The organism is Colwellia psychrerythraea 34H, from assembly GCF_000012325.1.
In the GTDB taxonomy this organism is placed as follows: Bacteria; Pseudomonadota; Gammaproteobacteria; order Enterobacterales; family Alteromonadaceae; genus Colwellia; species Colwellia psychrerythraea_A.
The window spans coordinates 1223351-1247631 of the sequence record NC_003910.7 but is presented as its reverse complement, the minus strand read 5'-3'; the positions used below and the strand labels follow the sequence as shown (position 1 = coordinate 1247631).

18 protein-coding genes are annotated in these 24281 nt (G+C 37.3%); 7 read left to right on the top strand and 11 right to left on the bottom strand.

Translation table 11 applies throughout. The features are described from left to right. Nucleotides 1-2: 2 nt before the first annotated feature. The 7 genes from CPS_RS05410 to CPS_RS05380 all read right to left on the bottom strand — a co-directional run bounded on the left by CPS_RS05410 (nt 3) and on the right by CPS_RS05380 (nt 8220). Nucleotides 3-1010: a PilW family protein gene (locus CPS_RS05410; protein WP_138140240.1), complete on the bottom strand. Its 1008-nt coding sequence runs from the start codon at nt 1008-1010 to the stop codon at nt 3-5. Between the two features lie 233 nt (nt 1011-1243). Next, entirely contained in the window at nt 1244-1825 is a 582-nt protein-coding gene (pilV, locus tag CPS_RS05405; RefSeq protein ID WP_011042050.1) for a type IV pilus modification protein PilV, read from the bottom strand. 534 nt (nt 1826-2359) lie between these two features. Beyond that, a complete protein-coding gene (gene ispH / locus CPS_RS05400; RefSeq protein WP_011042048.1) occupies nt 2360-3289 on the bottom strand; it encodes a 4-hydroxy-3-methylbut-2-enyl diphosphate reductase in 930 nt (309 codons plus the stop codon). A gap of 215 nt (nt 3290-3504) precedes the next feature. Continuing rightward, nucleotides 3505-4464, bottom strand: a complete 960-nt coding sequence (locus CPS_RS05395; protein ID WP_011042047.1) for a PstS family phosphate ABC transporter substrate-binding protein — start codon at nt 4462-4464, stop codon at nt 3505-3507. 144 nt (nt 4465-4608) lie between these two features. Continuing rightward, entirely contained in the window at nt 4609-5913 is a 1305-nt protein-coding gene (gene phoR / locus CPS_RS05390; protein WP_011042046.1) for a phosphate regulon sensor histidine kinase PhoR, read from the bottom strand. 38 nt (nt 5914-5951) lie between these two features. Beyond that, nucleotides 5952-6653, bottom strand: a complete 702-nt coding sequence (gene phoB / locus CPS_RS05385; RefSeq protein WP_011042045.1) for a phosphate regulon transcriptional regulator PhoB — start codon at nt 6651-6653, stop codon at nt 5952-5954. 544 nt (nt 6654-7197) lie between these two features. Then, nucleotides 7198-8220: a porin gene (locus tag CPS_RS05380; protein WP_011042043.1), complete on the bottom strand. Its 1023-nt coding sequence runs from the start codon at nt 8218-8220 to the stop codon at nt 7198-7200. A gap of 388 nt (nt 8221-8608) precedes the next feature. Here CPS_RS05380 and CPS_RS05375 point away from each other — a divergent pair, with 388 nt between their 5' ends. Both CPS_RS05375 and rdgC read left to right on the top strand, forming a co-directional pair. Then, a complete protein-coding gene (locus CPS_RS05375) occupies nt 8609-10351 on the top strand; it encodes a sensor histidine kinase (RefSeq protein ID WP_011042042.1) in 1743 nt (580 codons plus the stop codon). A gap of 333 nt (nt 10352-10684) precedes the next feature. Further along, nucleotides 10685-11608 (top strand): recombination-associated protein RdgC, encoded by a 924-nt coding sequence (gene rdgC / locus CPS_RS05370; protein ID WP_011042041.1) that lies wholly within the window; start codon nt 10685-10687, stop codon nt 11606-11608. A gap of 84 nt (nt 11609-11692) precedes the next feature. On the opposite strand, the gene CPS_RS05365 is transcribed toward rdgC, so the two are convergent. Further along, nucleotides 11693-12535, bottom strand: a complete 843-nt coding sequence (locus CPS_RS05365; protein WP_011042040.1) for an HDOD domain-containing protein — start codon at nt 12533-12535, stop codon at nt 11693-11695. A 270-nt stretch (nt 12536-12805) separates the two neighbouring features. On the opposite strand from CPS_RS05365, the gene yegQ reads away from it, so the two are divergent. Further along, nucleotides 12806-14197 (top strand): tRNA 5-hydroxyuridine modification protein YegQ, encoded by a 1392-nt coding sequence (yegQ, locus tag CPS_RS05360; RefSeq protein ID WP_011042039.1) that lies wholly within the window; start codon nt 12806-12808, stop codon nt 14195-14197. A 39-nt stretch (nt 14198-14236) separates the two neighbouring features. Next, nucleotides 14237-14482, top strand: coding sequence for a YfhL family 4Fe-4S dicluster ferredoxin (locus CPS_RS05355; protein ID WP_011042038.1), 246 nt, complete (start codon nt 14237-14239; stop codon nt 14480-14482). A gap of 76 nt (nt 14483-14558) precedes the next feature. Here the strand turns inward: CPS_RS05355 and cysB are convergent, their stop codons facing one another. Next, complete coding sequence (gene cysB, locus CPS_RS05350) at nt 14559-15533, bottom strand: HTH-type transcriptional regulator CysB (RefSeq protein WP_011042037.1); 975 nt, start codon at nt 15531-15533, stop codon at nt 14559-14561. Nucleotides 15534-15810: 277 nt separating this feature from the next. Here cysB and CPS_RS05345 point away from each other — a divergent pair, with 277 nt between their 5' ends. After that, complete coding sequence (locus CPS_RS05345; protein ID WP_011042036.1) at nt 15811-16581, top strand: hypothetical protein; 771 nt, start codon at nt 15811-15813, stop codon at nt 16579-16581. A gap of 58 nt (nt 16582-16639) precedes the next feature. After that, nucleotides 16640-17008, top strand: a complete 369-nt coding sequence (locus CPS_RS05340) for a ribosome recycling factor family protein (protein ID WP_011042035.1) — start codon at nt 16640-16642, stop codon at nt 17006-17008. Between the two features lie 103 nt (nt 17009-17111). On the opposite strand, the gene topA is transcribed toward CPS_RS05340, so the two are convergent. After that, a complete protein-coding gene (topA, locus tag CPS_RS05335; protein WP_011042034.1) occupies nt 17112-19811 on the bottom strand; it encodes a type I DNA topoisomerase in 2700 nt (899 codons plus the stop codon). A 417-nt stretch (nt 19812-20228) separates the two neighbouring features. Between topA and CPS_RS05330 the strand changes: the two genes are divergently transcribed. Beyond that, nucleotides 20229-21335, top strand: a complete 1107-nt coding sequence (locus CPS_RS05330) for an arginase family protein (RefSeq protein WP_011042033.1) — start codon at nt 20229-20231, stop codon at nt 21333-21335. 54 nt (nt 21336-21389) lie between these two features. Here the strand turns inward: CPS_RS05330 and CPS_RS05325 are convergent, their stop codons facing one another. Next, a complete protein-coding gene (locus CPS_RS05325; protein ID WP_011042032.1) occupies nt 21390-24026 on the bottom strand; it encodes a hypothetical protein in 2637 nt (878 codons plus the stop codon). Between the last annotated feature and the right edge of the window lie 255 nt (nt 24027-24281).

The following is a 24281-nucleotide window of genomic DNA, read 5'->3' as shown; positions in this document are numbered from 1 at the left end:
GTTTACCTCGCGTTATATAAAGTTATTGTTGAACTAAACAGTAGGCGTCGAAAATTGTCGTTTACTGGCGCTATAGCCAAGTCACCTAATTGATAAGAGTTGGTATTGGTATACTTCATATCTGGTGCAATACTACGCGCCAAAACATATACTTTAACAGCTAAAATTCTTGAGCCACCGGCATTATCCCACAAAGCATCAGTCATATTACCTCCTGATGCAGAGATATAAGAGTTGACCACACCATCTCCATTTGTATCAATACCATACATAAAACGAATAACTTCAATGCCATCAACAATAGGATTAAAAACCATATTCCCATTTGCTAGACGCCCTTGCATCAATACAGGCACAAAATTATTGCCTACTATGTCCTCTCGTACATAATACACATGGTGCTGATACTCCCAGGTACGAGTGTTATTTATTACAGGTAGAGCATTACCTCGAAATATACCTCCAGTGGTATGATTAGTGCGCAAGTAAAATGTGGCAGCCGCGGGAGCTAAATTGGGAGTACCTAGCACTCGCTTAAGCTGAATAACGTCAGAGTTAGGCCTAGTTCTAGTGTTTACAGGAGTAACAAAACACCCCAAAGGATTTGGTGCCACCGCTGTTAGTGTTTGCCCCCATATTGTTCTAAAGTGACCTACCGCAAGAGGGAAAGTAGCATTATTAACCCCTCCCCCTATACAATCATTACCAACAGAACCCGCGGCAGGTATACTTATAAGGTTACTTGTACTAAAACGCCCAGCATAATCACCCCAGAAATCTTGCCTTAATAAGTCGTCTGTTAATACACTTATAGCAAAACGTCCGTTCTCTTGTAATTCACCGTAGGTTGATGTTTCTGCCGTTGTGCTCCGCATCCCAACAAAGACACTTAACACCCCAGCAAACAAGACTAAACCAATAGACAAACTGATCATCAGCTCAACTAAGGTCAGACCTTTTTCGGTATTCATTGATAACTTAGTTCTATTATGCATACTTTTACTACACATACTTATTTTGTTCCTTTTTCATCAACGTCAATGGTGGTCACTTTCTGTTACAGCGCATAATTTATAGGCTATTGAGTTTTCGACATTTACTTCACCGTGTTATATTTAACCGCAAAGTTGCATGGTGCAGGCAATGATGCCATACAGAGTTTAAACTGGTACTGACCTTTATATATAGTTAACTTAATAAAAGTCAGTTCGAATTAAAGGGCCAACAATACTTATTTGCCGTATTAAATATTAAAAATAAATGCCTGAACAACAACTTGCCGTCTGTTTCGACTGTCTGCCACACCACAATTTTGTGCAGCATTATCTGAAGTTGCACTTCTAGCCTGCCAACTCACTATTACGGTATATTCATTTACATCACCAGCATCCTGGATAATACATGCCGCAGCGCCAACTAAGCCTCCGACAGGCCTAGCCCCCTGCATTACGTCTTGCCCCGTCAGGGCACGTCCCCACTCAAATCTATCATTAGCGATCATAGCAGCAGAGAGACAGCCGTCGGCGGTATTGACGGTGTTACAAATAACCCCAACAGCGGGGTCATCATAGTCATTGCGAGCATATGCTCTTAACGTTAAGTTTGCGTTTATTAAAGGAGCATTAGCTCGCATCCTAGCAATAATATCTTGTGCTAAGCTTGAGGCAAGTGAGCGTTGCATCGCATCAAAACTACCTTGTTTAGCCGTTGCTTGCATAGCGACGGCCCCTAAAATGCCAGTTACAAGAATAACTAAGCCGACAAGGACTTCAATAAAGCTCATTCCCCGTTGTTGTTTCTTTCTTTGATAAGATAACTTATTCATTTCATCGTCCATATCTTGTTAATCTGAAAATTATTCAACAATTTTTTTATATAAATAAAGGCAAGTAATGTGTTCTGGCATGAATACAGCTGAAAAAATGAGTCACGGGGGGGGGGGGGATATAACTATAGTTTCTTTTATAAAGCTCAATACTAAGCTTACACAACTTAGAGTTATAGAATTGCGGTATTACTAACATAACTACCCTACCGTTTCCATGGTTATAATTTAGTGATACTGGAGACATAAAACAGAAACAAATACGTTCCTTAAAATGCACAAAACAGCACAACCCATTAAGAGTAGTATCCTAACACTTCATCATTTTTTTTAATGTTTACAGCGACTACTACGGTTCAAGTCTAAAACCAACGACGATACTAAAAGTTAATAATTAACAAAAACATAACGACTAATAAGACAAAAACCGACATCTGTACATTAACATCATGCTCAATAAATTTACTGCACAGTGATAACATAATAAAAAGTTAACATAACAATTTATATTAACTTTTTACAATTCAATTAAGACTAGCGTAATTCAGCTGGGACTGCAAATACTATGCTTTCTTCTTTGCCTGGGTGTTCAATAACTTGATGGCCACCATAGCTTTTTAGCGCTTCAACCACTTGCTTGATTAGCACTGCTGGTGCCGACGCACCTGCGGTTACCCCGACTTTATTAACACCTGTTAACCAGTCCGTTTCAATATTCTCTGCCGTATCGATTAAATATGAGGTGACACCCATTTTACTTGCTAGTTCTTTAAGACGGTTAGAGTTAGAACTATTTTTGGCTCCTACAACCAACATAAGATCAACTTTATCAGCTATTTCACGTACCGCATCTTGACGATTTTGAGTGGCATAGCAAATATCATCTTTACGAGGACCTTCAATCAAAGGAAATTTAGCTTGAAGAGCAGCGATTACGTCCATAGTATCATCTACAGATAGCGTAGTTTGGCTACAAAAATATAATTTTTCTGGATTTTTAACGACTAAACTTGCGACATCTTCAGGTGATTCAACTAAATAAATACCCGCAGAGTCACTACTATACTGGCCCATAGTACCTTCAACTTCAGGATGTCCTGCATGACCTATAAGTATACACTCAATATCTTTACGGCTAACACGGGAAACTTCCATATGAACTTTCGTTACCAGTGGGCAGGTAGCATCAAATACTTTTAATGCTCTCGTTTTAGCTTCTTGTCTTACAGCCTTGGAAACGCCATGAGCACTAAAGATAACCGTATTATCATCAGGTACTTCATCAAGTTCATCAACAAAGATAGCACCGCGGTCTTTTAGACCATCGACTACAAACTTATTATGAACAACTTCATGACGAACATAGATAGGGGCACCAAATAAGTCTAAAGCGCGTTCGACAATACTAATGGCTCTATCAACACCCGCACAAAAACCACGAGGGTTAGCTAAAATAATTTCCATACTTTTCCTTCAAAATAAGCGACAACAATTGCTGTCATGCATTATATCAATGAAACTAAATAATTATATATATATTAACGGAAGTTATTCAGCTGACACAACTGGGTATAAATTAAAGTGGTAAGAATAACTGAAGTGTATTGGAGCGAGGTGAAATGAATAGGGCTAGCTAGCGTTATAGCTTGCCCTATTAAAGGTACTAATAGTTGTAAGAATTATAGACCTAATTTTTTATATTCTTTGGCAACAACTTTACTTGGTAAAGGTATATAACCATCTTTTTCAACAATTTTTTGACCTGTTTTAGATAGAATCATTTTTAAAAATTCAGCTTCCATTGGTGGAAGCGCTTTATTCGGGTGCTTGTTGACATAGACGTATAAATAGCGTGATAACGGGTATTTACCTGAAATTGCATTTTCCATATTAGCTTCAATAAAGACTTGGCCTTTTTTAGCTAATGGTAAAGCTCGCACTCCAGAAGTACGGTAACCTATACCTGAATAGCCAATTCCGTTAAGTGAGGCGGATACCGACTGTACAACTGATGCTGATCCAGGCTGCTCATTCACACTGTTTTTAAAGTCACCTTTACATAGCGCTTTCTTCTTAAAGTAACCGTAGGTGCCAGAAACAGAGTTTCTTCCATATAATTGCACATCTTTACCTGTCCATGCGCCCGATAAACCAAGATCTCCCCAACGGTCAATATCTTTATCAGCACCACACTTACGGTTATTAGAGAATACAGCATCAACTTGCGCAATCGTTAACCCTTCTAATGGATTATCTTTATGAACAAAAACAGCCAAAGCATCTATAGCAACTCGAACTCGAGTAGGTTTATAACCATAGCGCTTTTGAAAAGCTTCTATCTCACGCATTTTCATTTTACGACTCATAGGCCCAAGGTTTGAAGTAGCTTCAGTTAAAGCAGGTGGCGCTGTTGACGAACCAGCAGCCTGAATTTGTACATTTACATTTGGGTAAGTACGCTTAAAATCTTCTGCCCAAAAAGTCATCATGTTCGCTAAGGTATCAGAGCCAACTGAAGATACATTGCCAGAAATACCACTAACTTTTTTATATTCTGGTAATTTTTCATCAAGGGCAAAAGCAGATAAACTAACAAGACTTGATAAACTAATAATACTTATAACTTTTTTAAAACTCATGGTCTCTCCAATAAGAGCTTGAACTGTTTGATTGGTCACACTATACGAAGTGAACATGACAATTATATGTCTATTTTATGACAGAATTATGACGAAACGAGAGGGGTTAATTTTATATTAGTTCTTATGATCACTAGTCAATAATTACCGTGAGGGGTTAGACAAGGTACTCGGATCAAAATAGATTGAGAATTCACTCCCTTGTCCCCAGTGGCTATTAATAATTAGTTCAGCTTGATGGTGATGCAAAACATGCTTAACTATCGCTAGCCCTAAACCTGAGCCACCAGTATCTCTAGATCGAGATCTATCTATACGATAAAAGCGCTCAGTTAATCGATTAACATGCTCAGGTTTAATACCATCGCCATTATCTTTGACCGAGAAAATAGCTTTATTGCCCATTAAACGCCAACTGACTTCGATACACCCTTTAGGCGGAGTATAAGCAATAGCATTAGATAATAAATTGGCACAAGCACTTTTTAATTCAGTTTCAAAACCTAAAACAGATACATCAGTAGAAATATCTAGCATGATTTGGTGCTGTTTTTCCTGATTAAGCCAAGTAACCTCATCAACTAATGTGCGAATTAATTGTGCCATATTGACACATTGTTTTTCATCATCACTATTATTTTCTACTTTAGCTAAATTAAGTAATTGTTCAACTAAACGATCCATCCGAGAAACTTGTCCTTCAATTGTTTGAAATGCTTTTTGCCAATGGGGATCAAATGCTTCTGGTGAAGCTTGAATCATTTCAACATATCCGCGAACAACGGTTAAGGGGGTTTTTAATTCATGTGAGACATTGGCAACAAAATCACGGCGCATGTCCTCTAAACGCTGGAGATTAGATATATCTCTTGCTAAGAGTAATACATGTTCGCTGCCATAGGCCATAAGGCGTATTTCAAGTTGCACGTCAGAGTGAATGGGTGAGACTAATAAACAAGGGTATTCGAAATTCTCATGCGCTAAATAATCTGAGAATTCGGGTGCTCTAAGTAAGTTATCTATACGCTGACCAAAATCATCTGGCCAACGAACCCCCAAAAGCCGTTGTGCTTTTTTATTTCCCCACTCAATGGTCAGCTCTTCAGATAACATTAATGCTGCATCAGGAAGCGCCTCAGCGCCATCTCGAAAACGTCGGATTTTTTCATTTAATTGTTTTTGCTTATTGCGTTGCTGCTTAACTTGTCGATATAAGCCATCATATAAATATCCCCAGACCCCTTTTGCTTGTGGAGGAGATAAAGCTTTCGATTGCCAGATCCAATTAATCAGTTTAAACAAATGGTGATAATGCCAAACCAATAAAAATATACTGGTTGCAAGCATTACTAACAAAACATAATCGAATAACCAGCCTACAAAAGCACTTGCCAGCAATATACCTAGTAAACGATAAATAATACTTATAAATGATAAACGAAAATGCATACTTGCCTAATTACTTTTCAACAGAGAAGCCGTTACAGTTAACTAACTTTTTTTAATTTGCTTGAAAAACGATAACCAGCGCCACGGACAGTCTGCACAAAGTCTTCATGTCCTTCACCAGAGATGGCTTTGCGTAAGCGTCTGATATGAACATCAACAGTTCGATCTTCAACATAAATATTTGTGCCCCAAACATTATCAAGTAATTGTTCTCGTGAATATACTCTTTCTGTATGGGTCATAAAAAAGTGCAATAAGCGAAACTCGGTAGGGCCTAAATCTAAGCTATTACCGTTAATAGCTACACGATGAGCAACAGGATCTAGTTTAAGACCATGAAAATCAACTTCTTCTTCAAGAGATGTAGGGGATACACGACGGATTACCGCCTTAATACGGGCAATTAATTCTTTTGGTGAGAAAGGTTTAGTTACAAAGTCATCAACTCCGGCCTCAAAACCTTTTACTTTATCATCTTCATCACTTCGAGCAGTCAACATAATGATTGGAATATTACGAGTATACTCATTTTGTTTTAGTTTTTTTGCTAACGAAACTCCCGTGCCACCAGGCAACATCCAGTCGAGTAATATTAAATCGGGGTACGGTTCGTGAATTTTAGCTAGGGCTTGTTCTATATCACAAGCTTCAATCGCATTAAAACCATTTTGATCCAATACAAAGCTAATCATCTCCCTGATAGGAGTTTCATCCTCAACAACTAAAATTTTTCTACTCATGATAAACATCCTAATAATATAACTAACTGATGCAATCTACTGTTAATAAACAAACATTAACAAAAATTCACACTTGATGAGTTATTGTGCAGAAGTTAAGTGACAGTTTTATGACAAAAACAAAATTATCAAACAAGCTTAACGTTTTAGCAAGTAAATACCCAAACTACATGAAGTTGCAGGTTTCAGCTGGAATTAGAAACACCTTTAGGCAAGACATTGATTAAAGAGAATGGTTATTCCCTTATTGAAATCAATAACGCGGCATAAAGCGTTTATAAACCAGTCCTATGGGGACGTCTGTGCAAACCATGCACTTCGTTGTCTTCTTTTTTAAGGGCGATACATGGATGTAGTTTCTTAGAGAATGCAGGAGCATATTCTCCTGAATACCCCTTAATAAAAAGAGACGTCTTGAGCATGAATCGCTCAGGCATCCTGAAATACGCATCTTCAAGTCGCTTGGGTATACACAAACAAAGCCGTTAATTCACAAGAAATTAACGGCTTTGTTTGAATTAAAGATTAAATCTCGCGATAAACCTTAGAATTTTTGTTCCATACCAAGGGCAAAATACTGTCCTTTTGTGGCAAGAATGTAATCAACGCCATCATCACCAGCAGTCACTTCATTGCCTTCTCTATCTGTAAACCAAGCATATACTTTAGTATTTTTACCTAGTTTATAATCTGCACCAACACTTATCGAATCAGCGCCTGAAAACTCTTGATATTGAACCTTCGCAAGCACCTTGCCTATCTTATAAGAAACATTGGCCGCATAGCCTGTTTCAGACTTACCTGTATTGACAACTTCAGTATCTACAAACATCGCCCCTAAACGTAAATCACCAAATTTATACATACCCGTTACACGCGTATTTGCTAATGCTTCAGTTCTTGAACTCTCACCTGAATCTACCGGTTTAAATTTAACTGGCATATTTTCATCATGAGCAACGGATAAGAAAAAATCAGTTTTTTTCAAGCTCAAATCACCAAAAAATATCCCAACAGAGTATGGGTCATCGGCTTCGATATCATCGGAAATTATATAACTGGTTAATAGTTGAACATTACTAAAAACAGGTGATTTATAGGTAATTGAATCAGCTACACGGTTTTCACCGATAAATAAGTGCTTTAAATCAGCTTCATAATCATTGAATAAGTCAAATTTTCCTTGTGAAACTTTTAAGGTTGTATCTGAACGACCTACCGTAAGCTCACCAAATCCACCTCTGACACCAACCCACTGATTACGCGCAGTTAGTGTATCTTTACTATCATCATTAACATTAACCTGCCATTCAAGTTTATAAATAGCCGTTAGATCATGGTCTAATTCATATTTACCCTTTACCCCTACTCGAGAAGCATTACTTTTTAGCTCATTAAAAGACTCACCTTTTTCTTCGCTTGCCTGTAATGAAATATTTAATTTGCCATAAAAATTAATAACTTCTTCTTGTTTCTGTGTCTTCTCAGATGCTTTATCGGCCGCAAATGTTGGCATTGATAATAAAGAACAAAGAGTTATTGCAATACAGCTTTTAACCAGTTTCATAAATATCCCTAGATAATTAAATTTTAAATTGTTGAGTAATAGAGCTAATACGAAATATTTTACAACACATACATTACAGTTTTGTTACAGATGTAAGGTTATATTCATAAAAAACACCTATTTTTGTCATAGTATCTATTTTTTTTAAATAATGTTTCAATTGAGTAATAGCTGTTAATCTTTCAGCGTTGTCATTAGTTCTGTCGCTAAATGAATCTACGTAAGGATAAGCAAGATGAGTAAAGAGGACTCAAAACATGGCCTTTTTTTTAAATAATTCTATAAAAAAAATAGCTGTAAATTATATGAAAAAATAATTTGAAATTTTTTATATTTATTTACTAGAATTAACAATAACTTCCTAAACCAAGCCATAAGATAACTGATAATGAAAAGAACCAGCATATCGCGTAAGCTGCTAACAAGAGTACTCTCTGTTTATTTTATTTTAACTATCAGTGTTACTGGCATTCAGATAATTGCAGAATATTTTAATACCAAAAGTCACATAAACAGTGAGCTACTTACTTTGCAAAAAACCATTAGTGGTAGCTTAACCCGTGCGGTATGGGAACTTAATACTCAACAAGCTGTTGATATTTCTGAAGGCTTAATCGCCATACCAATGATAAAAGGGATAACTGTAACTGACGAAGCGAATAATGTTATCACTCAACTGGGTGAGGTATTATCAGCCCCCTCTGAGACCTCGCAAGACACGTTCAGTGAACACCAAAGTATAAGCTCCTTAGCAGAAGGTCTATTCGGTCACTCTTTTCCATTAATATTTGAATTTTCTGGGCGAACAACAACGGTTGGTACTGTCACTTTATTATCAAGTAATGATGTTATTTTTAGCCGTATTGAGGTCGGAATTTACTTTCTAATTGGCAATGCCATTGTAAAAACAACTTTTTTAGTTTTCTTATTTTTATTGGCTTTTTCTAAGTTGTTGACCGAACCTCTACAAGAGCTTACCGATCAAATGAAGCAACTTGATTTACATGATCCCGAAGCTTCTAAATTCCATATTATGAACGACGAGAAAAACGAGCTAAATATCCTTGAAGATGCTTATAACAATTTAATTGATGAACTTGTTGAATTCAAAGATAAACTTTCATTATCCCAACGAGAAACTAATTTAGCTAATGACAAATTAGATGAACAAAATTTATTGCTTGAGCAGGAAGTCGCTAGAAAAACGTCGACATTAAGTAGCACGTTATTACGAATGGAAGTTCAACAAAAAGAAATGCTAGAGCAACAAAACGAATTGAAAGCAGAAAATAATCGTCGCCGAAAAACAGAAAGTACGCTTATGACGACTAACAAAGAGCTAAAGAATTCAATATTAGAATTAAATAAAGCTCAAGATAGATTGTTAGAAGCAGAAAAAATGGCATCGTTAGGCCAACTAAGCGCTGAGGTTTCCCATGAAGTTAATACACCTATTGGTATTAGTATCACTTCAACAAGTTATTTAGCTGATATTATTACTAAACTTCAACAAGACATCAGCGCTCAAAAGCTATCAAAGCGGACAATTGACTGTTTTATAAGTAATGCTCAACACAGCATTACGTTATTATCAAATAACTTGCAAAGGGCTGCTGAGTTAATTACTAGCTTTAAGCAGGTTGCAGTTGATCAAACCAATGATAAAGTTAGATTAATAAATATCTCAAAATATCTTGATGAAATCATCCAGTCAATTCATCCCAAATTAAAAAAAACCAATCATTGTGTCAAAATAAATTGTGACCCACATATAGAAATTTATACTCACCCAGGTGCTATTGCCCAAATAATTATTAATTTAATTATTAATTCTATAATCCATGCATTTCATGATATTAACCGAGGCACAATCACTATAGATGTGACCGTAGAGCAGCAAAGGTTAATAATACTTTACCGAGATAATGGCACTGGCATTAATGAAGAGCAGCTTGATAAATTATTTGACCCTTTTTATACCACTCAAGCAGATAAAGGTGGGACGGGTTTAGGGACTCATATAATTAAAAATTTAGTAGTTGGTACACTTAATGGCTCTATTGACGCTTACTCAGGATCAGAAGGCGGCTTAAGCTATCGCATGACTTTACCCGACATGAGGTATAGCTAAAAGCTGCTGTCTTAACATTAGAATTCAGGTATGATAATCGACAAAATACTCTTATACCCGTTCTACTTCAAGATGCAAGTTCAGGAACACAGAGCAATTTCACTGCTAGGCACACCAATGAAGTCATGGCACTCCCTTACAAATTGGTGTAACAACGAAGTGATGTTGATCTGTGTTCCCCTTGGTGGGTTTTAAAAGACTTTATTCAGCGTTATTCATTTTCAGAAGGGATAACCATTCTTTACTATGAATGCCTTGCCTAAAGTCTTTTAAATTCCCACTGAATCCTGCATCCTGATGTGGAACGGGTATATATCAACCTAGGATTTACTTATGTGGTTTAAAAACCTTTACTTTTTTGCTTTTACTCGCCCTTTTGAATGGTCAGAGCAAGACTTAGAAAAACATTTATCTGAACATCTTTTTACTCCGCTAGGCTCCACAGAAATATCTCATTTTGGCTGGATAAACGCATTAGGAAAACATGGTGATACAAGTGTTCATAGTGCAAACGGTAACTTTCTAATTTGTGCACGCAAAGAAGAAAAAATGCTTCCTGCTTCTGTTATTAAAGATATGATAGAAGAGAAAGTTAATTTACTTGAACAAGAACAAGGCCGTGGTGCTACGAAGAAAGAAAAGGAACAATTCAAAGAAGATATAACTTTTGAGTTACTCCCTCGCGCTTTCTCTCGGATAACAGATACTCATGCTTATATAAGCCCGGTTAATAATATTATCGTTATCAATTCAAGTTCTCGTGGTAAAGCAGAAGATTTATTAGCTTTATTACGTAAAGTACTTGGTACCTTACCTGTTAGCAGTTTGGAACCTGACGTTTGTGCCGATGAAACAATGACTGACTGGCTGAACGAAAAAAGCTTAGGTGGTAAGTTTACTTTAGGCATGGAAGCCGAATTTAATGCTTTAGGCGATGATGGCGCAGTTGTTCGTGTAAAAAATCAAGACCTATTAAGTGAAGAGATTAAATCGCATTTAGATGCCGATAAGTACGTGGTAAAGGTAGCTCTAGAATGGGATGAATCGTTATCATTCATTTTGTGTGATGACTTAGCGATAAAACGAGTGAAGTTTTTTGATGTTATTCACGAACAAAATGATGATATTGATAGTGATGATGTAATTGCTAAGCTTGACGCAGATTTTGCTCTTATGTCAGGTGAGTTAAACCGTTTTATTATCGAACTATTAGCTGAGTTTTCTATGAAGACGACGGACTTATTGGAAAAAGATTAAACGATTACTTTTTATTAAATAAAAATGGCAGCTTACCGCTGCCATTTTTATTACTGTTATATTTATTCATAAGTTTAGTAATAATTAAATAAACATAGCTCTTACGTCTTCACACATGCCTTTAAATTCATCACTATCCATGTAATCAACTTCAGGTAAAATGCCTTTTTTGGTATAATTGTTCAATAATGCTACTTTAGTTGACTCATTTTTAAAGACATTATGATAAATGGCCCCTGCTCTAATGAAATCCAAATAATGCACTTCGCTAGGTAAAATAGTTAAATCACTCCAACTCTCGGCTAATAACGTAAATTCTTCAGAAAACCCCCACTTTCGAGTTATAGCTCCACCTACTCGCCCTGATAACTTAATAATGGCTTGTTGTAAAAAAGTCGGGTTGGCAAAAACATCAGGATGGTTTTCTGCTTCAGTTAAAATAGGTAAAACACCAATATTATGTATTAACGAAGCTAAAGTAATAGTATCTAAAGAGAGTGACGTATGTTTGTTTTCTTTTAGGTATATATTCATCAAGCTAATGGCAACTGATGCTATATCAATAGTTTTAACCCATGCCTTGTTCATATACATAGCCACAACATCATTGTTAGAAACAAAGACTTGTTCAATAGCCATTGCTGTAGCAATACTTTTAATTTGGATTAAGCCAATACGAGTTACAGCTTGTGGTACCGTTTCTACTTTTATACTACGACCCATAAGAGCATTATTGGCAACTTTGAGCATACCTAAAGATAAAGCGGGGTCATGAGCAATGATGTCACTCATTTGATTTAAATTAATATCAGGATCATCAGCAGCACTTCTAACTTTCAATGCTACTTCAGGTAAAGTTGGAAGTACAAGCGTGTCTTGTTTTATTTTTTCAGTCAAAATCTCATATAGAGCATTTTCAGTTGCCATAAATCCACTTTCATTTTTATTGTGATGATTATTTAAAGTAGCACATTTTTTTACAATGTAATTATTTTTATCAATATTTTTCAAGCTAATAGCAATAATAAGTCTGCTTTTTGCCAAAATAAATTGCAAGCTCTCCTTGCCCAAGAAAAAGTAAGTCTTGATCTAGATCACGCTTGGTATGATTTGAAATAGTAGGCATGGACCATATTGAGTATAATTCGCCGCTGATTTTTTCTTACGTTTTCATTCCATCATACATTTGAGTACCCCATGATAAAACCTGAACTTCTCTCTCCTGCCGGTAGTTTAAAAAATATGCGGTATGCTTTTGCTTACGGCGCAGATGCTGTTTATGCTGGCCAGCCTCGTTATTCCTTAAGAGTTAGAAACAATGAATTCAGTTTAGAGAATATTCAAATTGGTATAAATGAAGCACACCAATTAGGTAAAAAGTTCTATCTCGTTAACAATATCGCACCACACAACGGAAAACTAAAAACCTTCCTTAAAGATATTGCACCTATTGTTGCCATGAAGCCAGACGCATTAATTATGTCGGATCCCGGCCTTATTATGTTGGTAAGAGAGAACTTTCCTGACATGGCAATACACTTGTCAGTACAAGCCAATGCAGTCAATTGGGCAACAGTTAAGTTTTGGCAACAACAAGGCGTTGAACGAGTAATACTATCCAGAGAACTTTCCCTTGATGAAATTGAAGATATTCGTTTTCATTGTCCAGAAATGGAATTAGAAGTATTTGTCCATGGCGCGCTTTGCATGGCATATTCTGGTCGCTGTCTACTCTCTGGTTATATCAACAAAAGAGATCCTAACCAAGGAACATGCACTAACTCTTGTCGTTGGAAATATGATATTCATGAAGCTAAGGAAACAGAAACTGGCGATATTATTGCAGTAAAACCTGAGCCTGTTGAAGTTTATATGCCTGAGAAAGAGATCATTATACCTGAGCAAAAACCTATTGATGATGTCATTTTACTGCAAGAACAAGGTCGCCCTGGCGAATATATGCCTGCTTTTGAAGATGAGCATGGCACATATATCATGAATTCAAAAGATCTGCGTGCTGTTGAGCATGTTGAACGCTTGGTTAAAATGGGTGTTCACTCCTTAAAAATTGAAGGCCGAACTAAATCCTTCTATTACTGCGCAAGAACAGCGCAGGTATATGGTAAGGCGATTAATGATGCGATTGCAGATAGAGCATTTAATCCAAGCCTTAATACCGATTTGGAGCATCTAGCGCATCGTGGTTATACTGAAGGTTTTTTAAAGCGACATCGCCCTAGTGATACTCAAAACTATGAGTATGGTTACTCAAAAAGTGACACTCAACAATTTGTTGGGGAAGTGCTAGGACGAAATGAAATAAATGGTCTAATACAAATTGACGTTAAAAATAAGTTTCTTGTTGGTGACCAACTTGAGTTGATGACACCTAAAGGCAACCAGACCTTTACATTAAACAAGATGATCCATAGTAAAACGGGTGAAAGCATTGATGATGCTAAGGGCTCTGGTCATAAGGTAGAAATTGAGCTTGATACTGAATTAGAACTAGATTTTGGTATTATCATGCGTTATTTAGATGAAGGTGGCACTACCCGTCACCCATTCGCACAAAACCAAAAAACTTAGGCGCTTATCAATTGCTAATGTTAAAAGGTCAACAATGATATGGCATTAAAAATATTAGACTCATGCATCAATTGCGATATGTGCGATCCAGAATGCCCCAATGGTGCAATTACCCTTGGCGCTGAGATTTATGAAATAGATGTGGATAAATGCACTGAATGTATCGGTCATTATGAGCAACCAACTTGTGTCAGTGTCTGCCCTATTGATTGTGTTAAACCTGATCTGGACCATGTTGAAGATGAGGATGCATTACTAGCAAAATTTGTTCGATTACATGGATAGTTAGCAATTAGAGTTTGCAAAGGTGTTATGGTGAACTACGAGTAACAAAAATCATTACTCGTAGTTACTACGACTTTTAACGAGTCGGTAATTTAATATCTTTTAAAAATTCATCAACTTCATGGTTATTTTTCAATAACATCGCACGAGTGACAATGTCTTTGGTTAAATGCGGTGCAAATCGTTCAATGAAATCGTACATATAAGCACGTAAGAAACTACCGCGTCTAAAACCAATTTTAGTTGTACTTGCGTTAAATAAGTGACTCGCATCAATGACAACAAGATCACTATCAATACGTTCGTCAATCGCCATTGAAGCAATCACACCAACACCTACCCCCAAACGTACATAAGTTTTTATGACGTCTGCATCTGTGGCAGTAAATGCTATTTTAGGTTTTGCTCCAGCAGCATCAAAAGCAGCATCGAGTTCAGAACGACCAGTAAAACCAAAAACATAAGTGACTAATGAATATTTAGCAATGTCGACAATAGTGATATTTTGTTTTTTAGCCAATGGATGATCAGGTCGAACAATTATACTGCGGTTCCAATGGTAACAAGGGAGCATGACCAAATCGTTATACAAATGCAAAGATTCAGTCGCTATGGCAAAATCTGCTTCACCTTTGGCAGCCGCATCACTAATTTGTGCAGGAGTCCCTTGAGACATATGTAACGAGACTTTGCTATATCTCTTGATAAACCCCTGAATAACATCAGGTAAGGCGTAACGAGCTTGAGTATGTGTGGTAGCAATCCGTAATTTACCTTCATCAGGCTGAGTATGTTCTCGAGCAACCGCTTTAATACCTTCAACTTTCGAAAGTATTTGAGTGGCAATATCAATCACATCTTGGCCAGCTTCAGTTACATGAGTTAGATGCTTACCACTACGACCAAAAATTTGAATACCTAGCTCATCTTCAAGCATTCTTACTTGTTTGGAGATGCCCGGTTGTGAGGTAAACAAGCTATCTGCAGTAGCGGATACATTCAAGTTGTTATTTAATACTTCAACGATATAGCGTAGTTGCTGCAATTTCATATAAATACTCATTAGCATTAAAATGCGTTATTTGTAACGTTCTTATAATAAAATAATATACTTAATCCAACATTTATTCCATTATATTTTTTAGTTTTTGTAAATAAAATCCTCCACTTTGCTATTAATTTCATAAAGATTATTCTTTACTTAGTTATACGCGACTGCAGAACAACTTTTATAGGTCATTTTTAACTTAAATATACAACTAGTCCTATGCTAACCAAAACATTTTTTGTAGACTGCCTAGTAGTTTATTTATTCAAGAGAATCTTAGATGATTGCTATTATTATAGGGTTAATTGTTGCCTTAATTGTAATTGTTGTTGTAGTTAGCTCTATTCAACAACATAAAGAAAAATTAGAAGCAGAAAAACGCATTAAAGTCGCAAAACAAAAAGCAGTTATTGATGAAAGTGAAGACCTTATTTTTAACTTAGCAAATTTACCAAATAACCCAAATATCGTTAAAATATTAAATCGCCGTAGCCTCAATGCAGCTAAAACTATGCAAGAACTTATGCCTGAAGTTAAAGGCATCAAAAAAAGAGTTCAAGAATTACAGTCTCGATTAAAAGCCTCAGAAGATCTTGCTAATAACCAAGCTTCGGTTGAAGAGCATTTTACCTTACCAGACAATGAGCAACAGCTTGTTGGCATATTACAATGCATTAAGAAATTACGTGCGGTACTTAAATCTGAACAAAATAAAGGAGCTCTTGACGCACAAACTTTTACTGCAGAAGATCAACGACTAGCGACCATGCAATTAAAAATCAATATTGAAAGCCTAGTTAAGCGCGGTACTCAAGCTTTTAATAAAGAAATGCTTGGCTCTGCTAGACAATATTTTGAGAAGGCCTTACAAAGTTTAGCGAGTAGCACGGTAAAAAATGATTATGTCACAACAAGGCAATCTGATATTTCTCAACAATTAGAAGAAATTACTGATGCGTTAAAACATACCAATGCTAAAGATGCTGCGAAAAAAGCAAAAAGCGAAGAAAATGAATTGGATTTATTATTTCAACCAAAGAAAAAGTGGTAAATTATTTTTCGTACTTTTATACCATTAGTTTACTTTAACTTTCAAGGTTTAAAGTCCTGTGGAAAAAATCAACAAAATTAACCTGCCCTCCTTTCTTCGCCGTACCTTGAAAGCGTATGCTTTGAAAGCTCATATCAGGCAGTTAGGCTGTGATCTAAGTCGTATTGGTCGTTCAAGGAACTGGCAACTAAAAGCCAATTTTGATCAAATTCAAAGCATCATTGAGTATATTGAACAAAAAGATGAAAAGAGCTGGCTGTGGCTTGCCAAGTTACTCAAAAAAGAATATCAGCATTTAAGTCACGATAACCTTTTAGTCCTAGCGACACGCCTGGAAAGTGTAACTATTACTGCCTTGATGGCACAAACTGACTGTACTTTAGCACAGGCAAGAAAAGTATTAGATGAGTTAGAAGGCTTAGATTAAAGCGCTAAATAAGAAATTAAGTTAAGGTCTACATTAAGAGTAGAATAGACAAAAAAATAGATACCTTAAGGTATCTATTTTTATTTTCTAGCAAGGAATATCTTTACTCAGCTGCTGTTTTAGCTTTTTTCTTTGCTGCTGGTTTTTTGGCTGCTTTCTTTTTAGCCACCTTTTTCTTGGGAATGTCTTCAATCCATTTGCCGTCAATATATTTCGCAGTCCAACCTGTTGCTTTAGGTTTGCCTTCTTCAGTCGCAATCTCGGTCATCACGTACTGCTCTTTCGTTTTACGGCTGTAACGTACTACCGATAAATTTCCTTCATTATCTTCTGCAGGTGCATCAGCTAAATAATAGAATTTTTCTGAAATACGATCTCTGAACCTTTGCAATTCTGCTACTTTTGGCGCTCGAGTTTCTCTTGAGCGAGGAAAAGTGTGCGCAGCTAAAAAGATACCTGCAGCGCCATCACGAAGCACAAAGTGAGCTTCAGACTTTTCACACTCAAGCTCAGGTAATTGCACTGGGTCCTCTTTTGGCGGCGCAGCTTCACCACTGGCGAGTAACTTACGAGTATTTTTACATTCTTCATTGGTACAATCGAAATACTTACCAAAACGGCCAGATTTCAACTCCATCGGCGATTCACAACGGTCACAATCTAAAATTGGTCCATCATAACCTTTAATTTTAAATTCGCCTTTTTCAACTTCAATGCCATCACATACGGGATTATTACCGCAAACATGCAACTTACGTGTTTCGTCAATAAGGTAACTATCCATCGCAGTGCCACATTTATCACAACGACGCATTGCCATGAGCGCTTCAGTTTCAGCATCTTCAGCTAAAATACTCACCGCTTCTTCACCAGCGGTTAAGTTCATAGTCTTTGTACAGCGTTCTTTTGGTGGTAAAGCATATCCAGAACAGCCTAAAAACACACCTGTTTGAGCGGTTCGAATGCCCATTTTACGATTACAGGTAGGGCAATCAATATCCGTTAATACTGGTTCATTGGTTTGCATACCACCATCTTCAGAGGGTTGGTCAGCTTTTGATAATTGTTTGGTAAAGTTTTTATAAAACTCGTCTAAAACCCCTTTCCAATCAGCACTACCACCTGCTATTTCATCAAGTTCTTGTTCCATGTTCGACGTGAATTCGTAGCTCATTAACTTTTCAAAGCTACCAGATAAACTGTTAGTAACAATTTCACCCATTTTTTCAGCATAGAAACGTTTTTTGTCCAACCGAACATAACCACGATCTTGAATCGTAGAAATAATTGACGCATAAGTTGACGGACGACCAATTGAGCGTTTTTCTAATTCTTTAACTAAAGAAGCTTCACCAAAACGTGCTGGTGGCTTAGTAAAATGCTGGCTTGGTTCGATTTTATCTAACGTTAACGCTTCGCCAACTTGTAAATCAGGTAAGTGTGTATCATCACCTTTACTCAGTTGTGGATGAACAATTGTCCAACCATCAAATTGCATCACTCGGCCTTTAGCTTTTAAGTCAAAGCTAGCAGCACTAATAGTTAAAGTACTAACAGTATAACGAGCAGCGGTCATTTGACAGGCAACAAACTGACGCCAAATTAACTCATACAGCTTCTTCGCATCGGCTTCAATACCCTCAAGAAATGCAGCTTCAAGCTTAACATTTGATGGGCGTATGGCTTCATGCGCCTCTTGTGCCCCCGCTTTAGAACCGTAAGTTTTTGCATTTTCTGGTAAGTAATTATCACCAAAACTATCGCTGATGTACTTACGACACATTTCTACCGCATCTTTACTTAAGTTTGTTGAATCGGTACGCATATAAGTTATATGACCGGCTTCGTACAAACGCTGGGCTAAGCCCATAGTACGCTTGACACCATATCCCAGTTTAGTACTGGCGGCTTGCTGTAGCGTTGAGGTAATGAACGGTGCAGATGGTGTACTTTTTGACGGCCTATCTTCACGTTTACTAACAGCATAATCCGCTGGCTTTAATATTGCTAAAGCAGCATTGGTCTCTTTTTCAGTAGTCGGTTTAAACGCTTTGCCATTTTCATGGGTCACATCAAGGGTTAGTACTTCACCTGTCGATGCGTGCGTATCTACGGCAATTTCCCAAAACTCTTTGGGATCAAATGCTTTGATTTCACGTTCTTTTTCAACGACTAATTTTACAGCAACAGATTGAACACGTCCGGCAGATAAACCACGGGCTACTTTTTTCCACAATAATGGACTGACCATAAAGCCAACCACACGATCGAGAAAACGTCTTGCTTGCTGAGCATTAACACCCGGCATACTCAACTCACCCGGTGTAGCAAACGCCTGTTGAATTGATGATTCAGTTATTTCATTGAAGACAACACGACGGAACTTTTCATCTTCCCCACCGATAATCTCTTTTAAATGCCAAGCAATCGCTTCTCCCTCGCGATCCAAATCCGTTGCGAGATAAACAATGTCTGCTTTATCCGCTAACTTTTTAAGCTCAGCAACAACTTTTTCTTTTCCTGGCAGTATTTGATAATCGGCTGCCCAGTTTTTATCTGGGTCAATGCCCATACGATTAACCAGCGCTTGTTTATCACGCTTGGCTTTGTATTTAGCTTTTGCTGCTGGTTCCATTTTACGCACTTCCGCTGGAGACTTGGCAGCAACTTTTTTACCTGTGCTACTGTGCGGAAGATCACGTACATGACCAACACTCGACTTTACAATAAAGTCATTACCTAGATATTTATTAATTGTTTTCGCTTTGGCTGGCGACTCGACAATAACTAGTGATTTTGCCATAAAAATTTCTAATCCTTCGATAAAGACAAATTATTTTTTGCCTTTTTATTCAAACGCTAAATTAATCAAAAAAGTGCGAGCGTACTTGTTCTGACTTTGCTAGCGATAAAAAAAACATTTTATTTAAAGTTATTCTTTGCATAACTATTTATAGGTATATCTATAAATATGCAAACTGACAAGTAATTATTTTACTTCACAGTAATTGCTATTCACCCAGTTACTGGTTTTAGCTATAATGGGCAATAATTAATATTACAGTGCGCTTAGTCACATTTTGCCTACATTTAGCGGCAATCATAATCGACTTTACGATAAAACATAAGAGCATAATGTTAAAAATATTTAAATAGTGAAAGCATAGGGGTCACCTTCCTCAATCGATAACTCATATAAATAATCAAATAGAGACCTTAAATGACAACAATTACATCAACATTTTATAACAAACTAAGCAATTGTTTGTGTCCTCCCGGCAATGGCGTATTTACCGTAAATACCGCTAAAGAGCGTAAAGAGCAATTACACCAAACTATATTCGGACAAGCGGTTGGAGTTGAGGATTTGTGGAAAACGTCATTAAATCAACTGCCAGAAGCGTCTAAAGCAGTTATTTTAGGTGTAGCATCAGATTGTGGTGGTGGTATTTTACGTGGTGCTAACTGGGGTCCTTTATTTTTACGTTCAACTTTACTTGCAACTTACCCCGAATTAACTGCATTTGATTTAGGTGATGTCCGTGTTATTCCACATTTATTATCAGATAAATATTTAAACGAAGCGACGTTAGCTAACTGTAAAAAAGCTTTATATCAAGATGAGCATAGTAAATATGCCATTAGCCCATTAAGCATTACAGAAGATGTGTTACATGACTTTTATGCTGAATTCCCGGAAAAAGGCATTTTCGGCATTGGCGGTGATCACAGTGTTAGTTACCCTTTAACCAAAGCCTATCTGCAAGCTAAAAAGAAACAAGGTAAACGTGCTGCAATAATTCACTTTGATGCTCATACTGATTTATTGGTTGAGCGCTTAGGAATAGATTTATGTTTTGGCTCTTGGTGTACCCATATTTTAGATGACCTGCATGAAAAACATCACCTTATTCAAGTTGGAATTCGCTCAAGTGGCAGACCTCAAAGTCATTGGGAAGAGACTTTTGGTGTGAGACAGCATTGGGCAAAAGATATTAAAGCACATGGTATTGACCAAACAATAGAAAACATTTTTGCTCAACTCGAAGATGAAAATATTGACGAGCTTTATGTAAGTTTTGATATTGATGCCATTGATGACAGTTTTGCCTGTGCAACAGGTACGCCTGAGCCGGATGGTTTAATGCCAGAAGATGCCATGGGCATATTACGCGCCTTAGCTGCTAAGTATCCAATTACGGGTGCTGATATGATGGAGATAGCCCCTTTCACAGATAGTTGTGGGCAAGGGTTAGCAGGACAAGAAAAAACCTTAAAAGTAGGCGCTGAAATTTCAGCATTTTTGATAAGTCAGATGAGTAAATAAACAAAGTTATATAAAAAGCCGCTTTGTAAGCGGCTTTTTATATGTTTTCAATTATTATTGAATATAAATATCTGCAACACGGACAGTAACTTTATCACCTCCCTCAAATGTCAATATGACATCTAACGTCCCCGACTCTATATCTTCGCCAGCTTTAATTGTCGCAAAAAACTGGCTACCGCCATTTCTATTACCTTCCCAGTCTGATGTCCCCGATGTTACAGAACCAACAGACGACTTAAAAGACACTTCAGTACCTGCTGGCATAGGCTGGTTATGCAAGTCAGCCATAGTAATAACAACACTTCCAGACGCCTTAGGTGCTAAAAACAATTTATCATCATTGTCACGGTGCTGCTTAGCTGCAAAGGTATCATCAGTCTTATTTTCACAAAATTCTCTAGAGCTAGCTGAATATGCTGTAAGTTTACTTTCATCTCCTGCGGCAATAACACCACTGTCGAAAGAAGAATTAACACATATATATGGTGTATCCCCAGACATTACAATAACCATTTGTGCTTTGATATCTAACGATGTTTCTGCAGCACAGCCATCGTGTGCAGGAATGGCACATAAAATACCATTATATTTACCATCTTTACCGTCATAAACTCCATTTTGATTAAAATCAACTAGTTCTTCTAGTTCACCACCTGCTTCAGCGCCTGATAGTTGGTTGAATACCCCATCCTCATTATAATCAGCAAAAGCTTCACCAATATCATAAAACCGACCACTGACGTCTTTACCTAGGTAAGAAAAAGGAATATCATCGGCTGAGTCATCAAAACTACCATCACCTAGACAAGGTTTACCGTTACCAGTTTTATTATAAGTGTTATTATAAATTGTAGTACCAAGGAAAGCAGGCAATTCACACACATCAAATCGACCATTACCATTTAAGTCAGGAAAAGACTCCTCACCAATTGTCGTTGCTAAAATAGTGACTCGGCCTCCATAATTTTGTCCCATAACACCTTTATTATTAGCTAAAGGGAGCTTAGGAACTTGATTAGGGTTATTAACATCTCCTAAAATGTGACCTACAGGACGAGGGTATTGACTACGCCAAATAACAGAACATGAACCATCATCACCAGTTGTACAACTAGCATCTAAATTCTCAATGGAGCCACCTTCAGTGGTGAAGTATACTGCCGTTGCTGGGGGTGGGTTGTTAAAAGCATCTCCTAATCTTGCGGTAAGTGTTACTTCAACACCATCATGGTTCCATGCTCTTGGCGCTAAATTACTTGCAGCAATGCTCATACTGTCTTGATCAGGGATACCCGTAGATATTTTTAATTCACCTGATTGAGTTTGAATAACAGGGTCACTATCATCAACACTAGCAAGCACCCTTACAGTTCTAGCTACAGTTCCCGAATTGACTACCGTCTGTACTAAACCTTCATTATTAGTTGTCGCATTAATTGGGTTTAATATAATTCCACCAATAGTACTGCTTAATGAAAAAGTTACATCCTTGCCGCTGAGCGGATTGCTATTTGTATCTAGTACTTTAAAAATTACCGTTGCACTTTCCGGGCGCTCATCACTTCCAGCCCCTTGAATTGCTATATGTTCAGGGGTAGCCGAAACAAATTGAATACTACCAAGGGCTGCAGATAATACTTCAATGGAGCCTGTAGCTGAGAGGTTTTGACCATTAACAACTACGTTTACCGTTATTGGGTCATCGCCAACACAGCCCTTAGCAAAGTAGACACTTTCAGCTTTACCATTTGAAGTAACTATAGGGCTATCTAAAGAAGCGGTAGGAGTTGTTTGTGCTGAACATAACGAGGTAAATGTAAATTCAGCCGATTCCGCATACAATTGGTTTTGTTCATCAACCAAACTTACAGAAATAACACTTGTACCGCCAGCTGAAAGAGGTGATAAACTAACGAGAATCTCTCCTTCAACAAAAGGTTCACCTGCACCTAGTTTCAAAACGATAGAGCCTGCTGCTTGAGTAGTAAAACCAACTGAAACGCTCTCACTGGAAGAGACATTCGCCGTTACTGTTCCTGCGCCAGATACATCGCCACCATTCAACACGATTGTAGCAATACCACCATCTCCTGTTAATGCAGTCCCCGTTTCTGGTGAAAAGCTGCCAAGTGTGGTTGTAAAAGTAACAACTTCACCAATAACAACTTCTCCATCGGCTAATACGGTAACGGAAATTGTCGCTGGGCTTTGTTCGGTTACATTGCTATCCGAAATTGAAATAGAAAGTATAGTAGCTAAGTCAGTACCATCGCCATCCCCGGCACTATTAAAACTAATATTATCTGTAGCACTTTCATAACTGGCGATAACATTAACAGAGCCTTTTACATCGGTTACTTTTACAATAATGGTCGCAATACCATTTGCATCCGTTGTTGCTGTACTTGAAACAGGGTCGAATGTAGCCGAGCCTTCAACGGCTAACGTAAAAGTAACGGTTTTATTAACTACGGCACTACCATTTTCAACAACTGTTGCTGAAACGGTCACATCATTAGCTGCTGACAAATCACCATCAGATTTTACAACAGTTAACGTTACAGCATCAGACGTGCCGCCTCCGCCATCACCTCCACCAGTTAGATCACCATCTCCACCACCGCACGCTACGAGTGTCATCATTGACATCAATAACATGGTAAAACTTAAACGTCGAAATAACTGCATAGAAGCATCCTAATTTTTCTTTTTATAAATAGACCTAATAACTCATATTAACTGATAAATAACAAAAAGGTACTGCTTATCATAAAAAAATCACAATCAATGACTAAGTTAGTGAGTTTTTAGTTATGACTACGCCTAAAACGGTCAAAATAAATTAGTTTTTAATCTACGCGATTATTGCTAACCTAGGCGATTAAAATTATTTGTATAGTAGATACATAATAATCATCACTTAACTTACAACCTAGCTGAAGT